This window comes from Micromonospora sp. ATLC20, assembly GCF_057196585.1.
Genome location: NZ_JBXUOV010000060.1, coordinates 19,586 through 30,541, shown reverse-complemented (window position 1 = coordinate 30,541; position 10,956 = coordinate 19,586). Strand labels below are relative to the sequence as shown.

Annotated in this window: 7 protein-coding genes; 4 read left to right on the top strand and 3 right to left on the bottom strand. The window is 74.5% G+C overall.

Annotation, left to right across the window (positions count from 1 at the left end; all coding sequences use genetic code 11):
• From AC2CHG_RS15130 to AC2CHG_RS15120, 3 genes are all read right to left on the bottom strand, one after another.
• Positions 1-1,988, bottom strand: a 1,988-nt coding sequence (locus AC2CHG_RS15130) for an FAD-binding and (Fe-S)-binding domain-containing protein (RefSeq protein ID WP_484524968.1), incomplete at its 3' end; no start/stop codon positions are given.
• Between the two features lie 46 nt (positions 1,989-2,034).
• Entirely contained in the window at positions 2,035-2,805 is a 771-nt protein-coding gene (locus tag AC2CHG_RS15125) for a nucleotidyltransferase domain-containing protein (protein ID WP_262011615.1), read from the bottom strand.
• 29 nt (positions 2,806-2,834) lie between these two features.
• On the bottom strand, positions 2,835-3,776 hold the full coding sequence (locus AC2CHG_RS15120; protein ID WP_484524967.1) for a diacylglycerol/lipid kinase family protein: 942 nt from the start codon (positions 3,774-3,776) through the stop codon (positions 2,835-2,837).
• A 146-nt stretch (positions 3,777-3,922) separates the two neighbouring features.
• On the opposite strand from AC2CHG_RS15120, the gene AC2CHG_RS15115 reads away from it, so the two are divergent.
• From AC2CHG_RS15115 to AC2CHG_RS15100, 4 genes are all read left to right on the top strand, one after another.
• Positions 3,923-5,125, top strand: a complete 1,203-nt coding sequence (locus tag AC2CHG_RS15115; RefSeq protein WP_484524966.1) for a hypothetical protein — start codon at positions 3,923-3,925, stop codon at positions 5,123-5,125.
• A gap of 130 nt (positions 5,126-5,255) precedes the next feature.
• Positions 5,256-5,918 carry a hypothetical protein gene (locus tag AC2CHG_RS15110; protein WP_402806506.1) on the top strand — a complete coding sequence of 221 codons (663 nt, stop codon included), beginning with the start codon at positions 5,256-5,258 and terminating at the stop codon, positions 5,916-5,918.
• A gap of 147 nt (positions 5,919-6,065) precedes the next feature.
• A complete protein-coding gene (locus tag AC2CHG_RS15105) occupies positions 6,066-8,381 on the top strand; it encodes a transglycosylase domain-containing protein (RefSeq protein WP_357211158.1) in 2,316 nt (771 codons plus the stop codon).
• A gap of 412 nt (positions 8,382-8,793) precedes the next feature.
• Positions 8,794-10,857 carry a M4 family metallopeptidase gene (locus AC2CHG_RS15100; RefSeq protein ID WP_484524965.1) on the top strand — a complete coding sequence of 688 codons (2,064 nt, stop codon included), beginning with the start codon at positions 8,794-8,796 and terminating at the stop codon, positions 10,855-10,857.
• Positions 10,858-10,956 lie beyond the last annotated feature (99 nt).

The following is a 10,956-nucleotide window of genomic DNA, read 5'->3' as shown; positions in this document are numbered from 1 at the left end:
GCCTCGGGCAGCGCGGGCGGCAGCGCCCCGGCCAGGTCGAGTCCCCGGGCCATGCCCCGGGTGGTGGCACCCCAGCGGCGGGCCGCCCCGCGCCAGGCGGTCCCCGCCGTCCGGCCGTGCTCCTGCGCGCGCAGCCGCTTGACCAGGTCACCGGTGTTGATCAGCACCGGGCATGCGGTGGCGCACATGCCGTCGACGGCGCAGGTCTGCACCGCGTCGTAGTCGTAGTCGTCGGTCAGCTCCCGGGCCAGCGCGGTGTCGCCGGCGGCCTGCGCGGCGGCGATCTCCCGGCGCAGCACGATGCGTTGCCGGGGCGTGGTGGTGAGGTCGCGGCTGGGGCAGACCGGCTCGCAGTAGCCGCACTCGACGCAGCGGTCCACCTCCTCCTCCACCGTCGGCACGGTCTTGAGGTGCCGCATGTGGATCTCCGGGTCGTCGCTGAGCAGCACGCCCGGGTTCAGCACACCGTCCGGGTCGCAGAGCGTCTTCAGCTCGCGCATCACCTCGTACAGCTCGTCGCCGAACTGGCGGCGCACGTACGGGGCCATCACCCGGCCGGTGCCGTGCTCGGCCTTGAGCGTCCCGCCGTGGCCGAGCACCAGGTCGACCATCTCCTCGGTGAAGTCGGCGTAGCGCGCCGGGGCCTCACCGCCGTCGAACCGCTCGTTGAGCATGAAGTGCAGGTTGCCGTCCTTGGCGTGGCCGAAGATGACGCTGTCGGCGTACCGGTGCCGGTCGAACAGCTCGGCCAGCGACGCGCACGTGCCGGCGAGCGCCTCGACCGGGACGGCGATGTCCTCCAGCAGCGCCGTGGTGCCGGACGGGCGGGCGCCGGCCACCGCCGCGTACAGGCCCTTGCGGATGTGCCACAGCGCGGCGCGGGCGGCGGGCTCGCCGCTGAGCCGCGCCGGGGCGCTCAGCGGCAGGCCGGCCAGCACCGGTCCGGCGTCGGCGACCCGGTCGGCGAGCGCCGCCGGGTCGGACTCCTGCCACTCGGCGAGCAGCGCGGCGTGCCCGCGCACGGCCAGGCCGCGCAGCGTGGCGTCCGCCTTCGGGTCGCGCTGGGCGACCCGAAGGGCGGCGGCGTCGAGCAGCTCGATCGCCGCCGGCCCGGCGGCCACCAGCGCCGGCATGGCGGCCATCGCCGCGCCCAGGGAGTCGAAGACCAGCAGGCCGGTCGCGGCGTGCCGGTGCACGGGTACGGTGCGGAACGTCGCCGAGGCGACGAACGCGAGCGTGCCCTCGCTGCCCACCACGAGCCGGGTGAGCAGGTCGGCCGGGTCGTCGTGGTCGAGGAACGCGTTCACGCCGTAGCCCATGGTGTTCTTCATGGCGTACTGGGCGCGGATGCGGCGCACCGAGTCGGGGTTGCCGCGTACCCGGTCGCGCAGCCGCAGCAGCCCGGCGTGCAGGTCCGGTTCGGCGGCGCGCAGCCGGGCGTCGGCGTCCGGCGCGCCGGTGTCCAGCACGGTGCCGCTGGGCAGCGCGAGGACCAGCGACTCCAGCGTCCGGTACGTGTTGAACTCGGTGCCGCAGGTCATGCCGCTGGAGTTGTTGGCGACCACGCCGCCGACCGTGCACGCGGACTCGCTGGCCGGGTCGGGGCCGAGCTTGCGGCCGTACGGCGCCAGGCGCGCGTTCACCTGCCGCAGCACCACCCCGGGCTGCACCCGTACCCGCCGCCCGTCGTCGAGGACCGTCAGGTCGCGGAAGTGCCGCCGCACGTCGACGAGCAGCCGGTCGGTGACCGCCTGGCCGCTGAGGCTGGTGCCGCCGGAGCGGAACGTCAGCGGGGTGCCGGTGCGGGCACCGTAGGCCAGCAGCGCGGCGACCTGGCCGGCGTCGGACGGTGTGATCACCGCGCCGGGGTGCAGCAGGTAGTGCGAGGCGTCGTGGGCCATCCGCAGCCGCTCCGCGGCCCGGGTCGCCACGCCACCGGGCACCACCGATTCCAGTCCGGCCCGCGTGGACGCGCTCAGCTCCGTCATGATCACCGCACCTCCCCCGGCTCACAGTAGTCACGCGCGGCGGGGCTCACCGCGCGGTGATCCGGTCCAGCACCCGCCGCTGGAACGCGCGGGCGGCCGGGCCGGACGGCGGCGTGCCGCCGCGGCGGGCCTCGATCGAGGCGCGGATCAGCGCGGCGTCCGGGTCGTCGGCGGCCACCCGCAGCCCGGCGTCGACCTTGCCCAGCCAGACGCCCTCGCGGATGCGCACCAGCGCGCGGCAGGCGCCGAGCACCGCGTCCTCCGCGCCGGGCGCCGGTTCGTCGCCGGGTGGCGTGGGCAGCGCCAGCCACCAGCGCAGCGCGTCCGCGAGCAGCGCCCGCAGCGCCTCCGGGGACGGGTCGGCGAACACGTCGGCGGCGGGCGGGCCTAGTAGCGTCCGGCCGGACTGGCGCAGGATGCTGCGGTCCAGCGCGTACCAGAACCGCCCGTCGGTGGCGGGCCGGTCGGCCGGGTCGTAGGTGGCGCGGAACGGCATGGTGGCGCCGGTGTTCAGCTCGACCTCGAAGCCCGGCTCAAGGGTGCCGGAGGCGGCCACGTCGCGGCGGTAGACGACCAGTTCCAGGCCACGTGCCGGGCAGGGCAGCGACTCGTGCCGCAGCCGGTCCACGAGCAGGCGCTTGTCCGGCTCCGGCATCGGCCCGGCGGCCACCAGCGCCACGTCCACGTCGCTGCGTCCCGGCTGGTACGCGCCCAGCCCGACCGACCCGGCGGCGTACGCGCCGACCAGGTCCTCACCGAGCACGTCCCGGGAACGGCGGACCACTTCGGCCAGGTAGTCGCGGATGTCGTCGCGCATTCCGGCATCCTGCCCCGGCCCGGGCGCGGTCAGTCCGCCGGGTCCGGGCAGCACACGGTCAGCGCGCCCGGCACCACCTTCACCTTGAGGCGTTTCGCCTTGCCCCGGGCGCCGCCGTCCAGCTCGTACGTCTTCGGCGCGTCGAACCGCACCTTGATCTTGCGACCCCGGGTGATCCGCACGAAGGGCGACTCCTCGGAGCGCCCGGCGGCCATCCGGCCCAGCGTGCGCGCCCAGTCCACCGCGCCGCTGGCGGTGGACACGCCGACTTCGAGGGCCCCGTCGTCGGGGCGGGCGTCGTCGAAGGCCGGGATGCCGCCGGTGATGGTGCCGACGTTGCCGAACAGCACGCAACTCGCCTCGTCGTCGAACCAGTCGGCGCCGTCGACCCGGATCCGGGTCCGTACGCACTCGCCGCGCACGTGCCGCAGCCCGGTCCAGACGTACGCGATCCGGCCGAACCGGCCCTTGAGCTGCCGGTCGGCGTCCCGGATCAGGTCGCCGTCGAACCCGGCGCCGGCCATCACCGCGAAGTGCTCGCCGTTGATCCGGCCCAGGTCCAGCTCGCGCCGGCGGCCGTGCAGCGCGATGCGTACCGCCTCGGGCAGGTCGACCGGGATGCCCAGGTTCACCGCGAACAGGTTGGCCGTGCCGGCGGGCAGGATGCCCATCGGCACGCCGCTGCCCGCGAGCGCGTCGGCGCACCGCTGCACCATGCCGTCTCCGCCCCACACCAGCACCAGCTCGGCACCGGAGTCCAGCGCCGCGCGGACCCGCTTGGGCGCCTTCCGGCTCTTCGGCACCTCGTACCAGAGCAGTCGCCCGACCCCGGCGGCGACGAGCCGGGAGCGCAGCTCGTCGAGCCCTCCCCCGAACGTCTTCTTCCGGTGGGCGACGACAGCGACCACACCGGCCGGGGGCGCGGCGGGTGCGGGGGTGGTGTCCGGGCGTGCGGCCGTGCGCGTGTCCATGGCCCGGCTGGTACCCGGACGCCGCGGATCCCACGCCTGCGGCACGCCCGACACGGATCGACGGCGTACTGTGCCCGGGCCGCCACGTTCGGTACAGTGCAGCACGTCGATGCGCGCCCCCGGGGCACGGGTCCGAAAGGTGTGGAATGTCAGGACAGGCCGACTGGGTGGCGCGCTGCACGCTGCGCCTCGGTCTGCTGCTCGGCGGCGTGGCAGTGGTCTGGGGCGCCCACGAGGCCGCCTCCGGCTCGGCCGCCCACGCCGCCGAACGTCCGTCCGGCCCGCTCACCGCCACCGTCGGGGTGCTCACCCACACGCTCGGGACGGTGCTCGGCCTGCCCACGTCCGGACCCGGCGAGGCGCCCGCCGCCGGTTCCGGCGACGCCACGGCGGAACCGGCGACGCCCGCCGCACCCGCGCCTGCTCCCGGCCCCGACGCATCCGGCCCAACCGCATCCGCGCCTGCCTCCGACTCCGCCGCACCCGCACCCGACGCGACCGCGCCGAAGCCGGACACACCCGCGTCCGGCACGCCCGCGTCCGGCACCGGCCGGCCGAAGGCGCAGCCGGCCCCCGCGACACCGGTGACCGGCCGGGTGGTCGAGGCGGTGGTGACGCCGGTACACGACCACGTGCTCACGCCCGTCACCGACGTCCTGCGCCCGGTCACCGACCCGGTACGCGACCGCGTGCTCGCGCCGGTCGCCGAGGGCCTGAGCCCGGTCACCGACCCGGTGAAGGCAGGCGTGCTCGACCCGGTGGCGGACCTGCTGTCGCCGGTCGTGGAGCCGCTGCGCCCGATCCTCGGCCCGGTCTGGCGGGGCCTGGAACCGGTGCTCGACCCGCTGGCACCGGTGCTCGACCCGCTCAGCCCGGTGACCGATCTGCTCGAACCGCCGGCCGCGCCGGACCCCGGATCACCTCCGGCACCCGGCGAGCCCGGGCCGGTCGATCCGAACCCGCCGGCCGAGCCGGTCCATCCGGCCGACCCGTCCGCGACGCCGGCGCCCGCTGCCGAGCGTGCGCACGACACACCGCCCCACCTCGGTGGCCCGGTGCTCGCCGCCCCGGCGGCGCGCACCCTCACCGTCGTCGGCACGCGGTGGGCCGACCCGGCACAGAGCCGGGCACCGGCGGCTGCCGGCCCGGCGGTGCACGTCACGACCACGCCCGCCGTGCCGCTGCCGCCGCACGGCCTCAGCCACGGCGGCGGCACGGTGCACAGCGAGGCGGCCGACGCGGACGCGAACCGCTGGCGGCTGCCGACCCTGGCCCACCGGTACGCGCGACCGACGGCCGATCCGCTGCCGCCGTCGCGTACGTCGCGCCCCGGCACCAGACCCGCCTGAGCGAACTCCACAGGCACCACCTCCGATCCGGAGCACGGGCGTGTCCCGCCCGTCTGCCGCATGCCGCGGCGGCGCCGTCGTCCGGCGCCCGCAACCGACCCGATCACGCCTGGACAACAGGAGTTCGTTCATGAGCACAGCCCTGCCCGTCGTCCGCGCCCGGTGGTGCGACATCGGCCGCATCGCCGACCTCGTCGCCGAGGCCCTCGCGCCCACCGCGCTGGCCGCCTGGCTCGTCCCCGACACGTCCCGCCGCCTGCCGGTCCTCGCCGCCGTGGCGCGGATCTGGACCGAACACGCGTTGCTGTTCGGCGACGCGTTCCTGCTGCCCGACGGCAGCGCCGCCACCGTGTGGTTCCACCGCTACCGCCCGATCCCCGCCCCCCACCGGTACGCCGACCGGCTCGCCGGCGCCGCCGGGGCGGACGAGGACCGGTTCCGCCGCCTCGGCGTGGAGCTGGCGGCACGCCGTCCGGCCGAGCCGCACAACCATCTGGCGCTGCTGGCCGCGCCCCGGGGCGGCGCGACGCAGGCGCTGTCCGCGGCGCAGCGCCGGATGGACACGTTGAGCCTGCCCACGTACGCGCATCCGTGCGCCGGTGAGCAGGCCGAGGAGCTGCTGCGGCGGCACGGCTACGCCGAGCGGGAGACGTTCGCCGCCCCCGACGGCACGCCGGTGCGGTCGTTGTGGCGGTCGGCGCCGTTCCACGCCGGCGGCAACGACAGGTGGCGGACCCGCCGAGCCGCCCGCCGGGATCGCGACGGCCGCGCCGCCGGATGGGCGGCGCGCTGACCGGGTGAGCCCTCCGGGCCGGGGCGGCGCCCGTGCGCCCCGGCCCGGAGCACGCCACACCGTCCGGGTTCTTCGGCCGGTGCCGTCGGCGCTGCTCGGTTAGCCTGCGAGCCGGGCACGACTCAGCCGAGCAGTCGGAGGTAACGCGTGCGGAACAGCGGATCCACAGCGGAACCGGGCGGCGCGGCACCGGTGCGCCCGAGGCGCAAGCGGCGGCGTCTGCTCGTCGTCCTCGCGGTCTGCACGCTGCTGGCCGGCTGCGGGCTGGTCGCCGGCGGCTACTACTTCGACAGCGTGCCGACGCCCAGCGACCTGAAGCTGCCCGAGTCCACCACCGTCTACTACGCCGACGGGCGCACGCCGATGGCGAAGCTGGGCGCGCAGAACCGCACCATCGTGCCGTACGACGAGATGAACGACTCGGCGAAGCAGGCGATCGTGGCGGCCGAGGACCGTACGTTCTGGACGAACCAGGGCATCGACGTCAAGGGTGTGCTGCGGGCGGCCTGGGCCAACATCAGCGGCGGGCAGCGGCAGGGCGCGTCCACCCTCACCCAGCAGTACGCGCGCATCGCCGCGGACCTGCGCGGGGTCACCTACTCCCGCAAGCTGCGCGAGGCGGTGATCGCGTGGAAGCTCGACGACGCGTACTCCAAGGAGGAGATCCTCGGTTTCTACCTGAACACCGTGCCGTTCGGGCGGGGCGCGTACGGCATCGAGGCGGCCGCGCAGACCTACTTCGGCAAGACGGTACGCCGGGACGCGCCGGCCGCGCGGCAGCTCACGCCGGCCGAGGCGATGGTGCTCTGCGCGATGGTGAAGCAGCCGGAGGCGGACCCGGCCGACCCGGAGGGCTCGCCCGGCTACGACCCGCGCCGCAACGCGCTGGCCCGGCAGAACTCGATCGACAGGTGGAACTACATCCGCGACGGCATGGTCAAGCTCGGCTACCTGACGCCGCAGCAGGCGGCGGATCTCGCGTACCCGGACACGGTCCGGCCTATCGACAAGGACGCGGGCCGGTCCGACCTGGACCGGCCGACCGGCCTGGTGGTCAACCACGTGCTCGCCGAGCTGCGCGAGACCGAGCCGTTCCGCGGTAAGCCCGACGAGGTGATCCGCGACGGCGGCTACCGGATCGTCACCACCATCGACAAGCGGGTGCAGGACGCGGCCGAGGCGGCGGCGGACATCCGCCGCGACACCGCGCCGCAGGCGGTACGCGGCCAGCCGCGCAACTGGCAGGCGGCGCTGGTGGCGGTGGAGCCGGGCACCGGCCGGGTGCTCGGCTACTACGGCGGCGACAAGGGCTCGGGCGCGGACTACGCCGGCTGGTACTACGACGAGAACGGCGAGACCCGCGGGTTCGGCCAGCATCCGCCGGGGTCGTCGTTCAAGGTGTACGACCTGGCCGCGGCCGTCCGCGACGGGATCTCGGTGAAGCAGCGGTTCGACTCGCCGGACACCAAGGAGTTCCCCGCCTCGGGGCGCACCAAGGGCAGCGCGGCGGGGCCGATCCGCAACGCCGAGCACGCGCCCTGCCAGCCGGACTGCGCGCTCTGGGAGGCGACGGTCGCCTCGCTGAACGTGACCTACTTCGAGCTGACCGAGAAGCTGGGCACCGCCAAGGTGATCGAGACGGCGCGGCAGGCCGGCGTCGAGTCGATGTGGGAGACGGTGCGGGGCAATCCCCGGCCGCAGCGCGTCGACCTGCGCAGCGACCCGGCCGACGAGGTGGCGAAGCGGTTCTCCACCGAGGTCGGGATCGGGCAGTACGGCATCACCGTGCAGGACCACGCGAACGGGATGGCGACGTTCGCCGCCGGCGGCAAGCGTGCCGACGCGCACTTCGTCCGGTCGGTGAGCAAGGACGACGAGGACGTGTGGACCGAGCAGTTGCGTACGACGGATCTGGGCCTGGACCGGGAGGCGATCGACCAGCTCGACTGGACGCTGCGCCGGGTGCGGGCCGCCGAGCTGGGCAACGGCTGGGACTCCGCCGGCAAGACCGGCACCTGGCAGGCCGGTCGGAGCACCACGCAGAACGTGCACACCTGGATGGTGGGCTGGACCGGCGCGCTCGCCTCGGCCGTCTGGCTGGGCACCACCGACGGCAAGCCGCTGCGGACCAAGGGCGGCAGCTACGAGGTGTACGGCTCGACCGGCGCCGCGCCGATCTGGCGGCAGTTCATGACCCGGGCCACCGCGGCGATGAAGCTCGACCCGGAGAAGTACCGCTTCGGTCAGCCGGCGTTCCCCGGCGATACCCCGGAGCCGACGCGGTCCGCGCCACCGCCGCCGACCACCGCCGCGCCGACACCGTCGGAGTCACCGAGCCCCAGCCCGTCCTCGTCGAGCCCGAGCCCGGAGCCGACCGGGCGGCCGACCTCGCGGCCGACGCTGACGCCGTCGCTGCCACCGCTGCCCACCGTGTCGCCGACGCGGACCCGCGGCCCGCGCTGACGCGGCCGGGCGACGGCTCGGCCGCCGCCCGGCCGCAGGGGCGGCGGCCTCGCGTCTATGCGCGCCATTCGCACACAGCGGCAACGTCCGCAATTTGCACCGGCGTCCATCCACCGTCGGCGATGTTCGCCCTGATCAGCGCCTATTGAAGATCATGGTTGCCTGAATCGACGCGTGCGGCGACACGCCCGACTGTCAGTCGTTGCCCAGGTCACTTATTGCTCCGGGCTCGCGCGGCGTGTGATTGTGCACCAGCGAGCCGCCGACCCCCGGCGAATCGCGACGGTCGATCTGTCGACCCGGAGCCACGCCGGCAGCTCCGGTGACCGGCCGTCACCCTGCCTCGCACCACCGCGCCGCCCGTCCCCACCGGGCTCCGTGCGGCGCGCCTGTAGAACAGGAGCAAACCCCCGTGAAACTCTCACCTCGCCTCGCCGCGCTCACCGGCGCGGCCGCGACCGGCCTGCTCGCCGCAGGAACCGCCGCCGCCGTGCAGGCCGCGCCACCCGGACCCGCCGCCCCGAACCCGGCGCAGGCCCGCGCGACCGCCGCCGACTCCGCCCGCGCCCTGGTCGCGAACCGCCCCGCCTACCTGCAGGCCGGCTCCGACGACGCGTTCGTCCAGAAGCCGGTCATCTCCTCCGAGGGCACCCAGTACGTGCCCTACGAGCGCACCTACAAGGGCCTCCCGGTGGTCGGCGGCGACTTCGTGCTCGCCACGGACTCGGCCGGCAACCTGAAGTACGCCTCGGTCGCCCAGCAGCGGCCCATCGGCGCCCTCGCCACCACGCCCGCGCTGACCCCGGCCGCCGCCGCGAAGACGGCGCGCGCCCAGCTCAAGACCGTCGACGCGGTCGAGGGCACCACGCTCGTGGTCTACACGCTCGGCGCCGCACCGGCGCTGGCCTGGGAGACCACGGTACGCGGCACCGGGGCGGACGGGCCCAGCCGGCTCACCGTCGACGTCGACGCCCGCACCGGCGCGGTCCTGCGCAAGCAGGAACACGTCGTCCGCGGCACCGGCACCGGCGCCTGGAACGGGCCCAGCCCGCTCACGCTCAACACCACCCAGTCGGGCTCCACGTACACCATGAAGGACCCGACCGTCACCAACCTGAGCTGCCAGGACGCGGCGAACAACACCACGTTCAGCGGCTCCGACGACGTGTGGGGCAACGGCACCGCCACGAACAAGGAGACCGGCTGCGTGGACGCGCTGTTCTCCGCGCAGACCGAGCACAAGATGCTCGCCCAGTGGCTGGGCCGCAACGGCGCCAACGGCAACGGCGGCTACTGGCCGATCCGGGTGGGCCTCAACGACCAGAACGCCTACTACGACGGCAGCCAGGTGCAGATCGGCAAGAACACCGCCGGCCAGTGGATCGGCTCGCTGGACGTGGTGGCGCACGAGATCGGCCACGGCATCGACGACAACACCCCGGGCGGCATCTCCGGCGGCGGCACGCAGGAGTTCGTGGCTGACACGTTCGGCGCGGCCACCGAGTGGTTCGCCAACGAGCCGTCCAGCTACGACGCGCCGGACTTCCTGGTCGGCGAGAAGATCAACCTGGTCGGCTCCGGCCCGATCCGCAACATGTACAACCCGTCGGCGCTCGGCGACCCGAACTGCTACTCCAGCAGCATCCCGTCGACCGAGGTGCACGCCGCGGCCGGCCCGGGCAACCACTGGTTCTACCTGCTCGCCAACGGCAGCAGCCCGACCAACGGGCAGCCGTCCAGCCCGACCTGCAACGGCAGCAGCGTGACCGGCCTGGGCATCCAGAAGGCCATGAAGATCATGTACAACGGCATGCTGCTGAAGACCTCGTCCTCGTCGTACCTGAAGTACCGCACCTGGACGCTGCAGGCGGCGAAGAACCTCTACCCGGGCAGCTGCGCGGAGTTCAACACGGTCAAGGCGGCCTGGGACGCGGTGAGCGTGCCGGCCCAGTCCGGTGACCCGACCTGCTCCGGCGGCACCCCGACGCCCACGCCGAGCACCACGACCACCCCTCCGTCGGGCGGCTGCTCCGGCAACAAGCTCGCCAACCCGGGCTTCGAGTCGGGCAACGTGAACTGGAGCGCCTCGTCCGGCGTCATCACCACCGACAGCGGCCAGGCCGCGCACGGCGGCTCGTACAAGGCGTGGCTGGACGGGTACGGCTCGTCGCACACCGACACGCTCAGCCAGTCGGTGACGATCCCGGCCGGATGCCGGGCGACGTTGAGCTTCTGGCTGCACATCGACAGCGCGGAGTCGACCACCAGCACCGCGTACGACAAGCTCACCGTCAAGGCGGGCAGCACCACGCTGGCCACGTACTCAAACCTGAACAAGGCCACCGGCTACGTGCAGCGGTCCTTCGACGTCTCGTCGCTGGCGGGCACCACGGCGACCATCTCGTTCAGCGGCGTGGAGGACAGCTCGTTGCAGACGTCCTTCGTCGTCGACGACACCGCGGTCACCCTGAGCTGACCGTGGCGTAGCGCGGCCGGTCGTCGTCCTCCCGGCGGCCGGCCGCCTCGTCGTGTCAGGCCGGTGCCGCGTCGCGCGTGGTCGGCGCCGCGTGCGGGT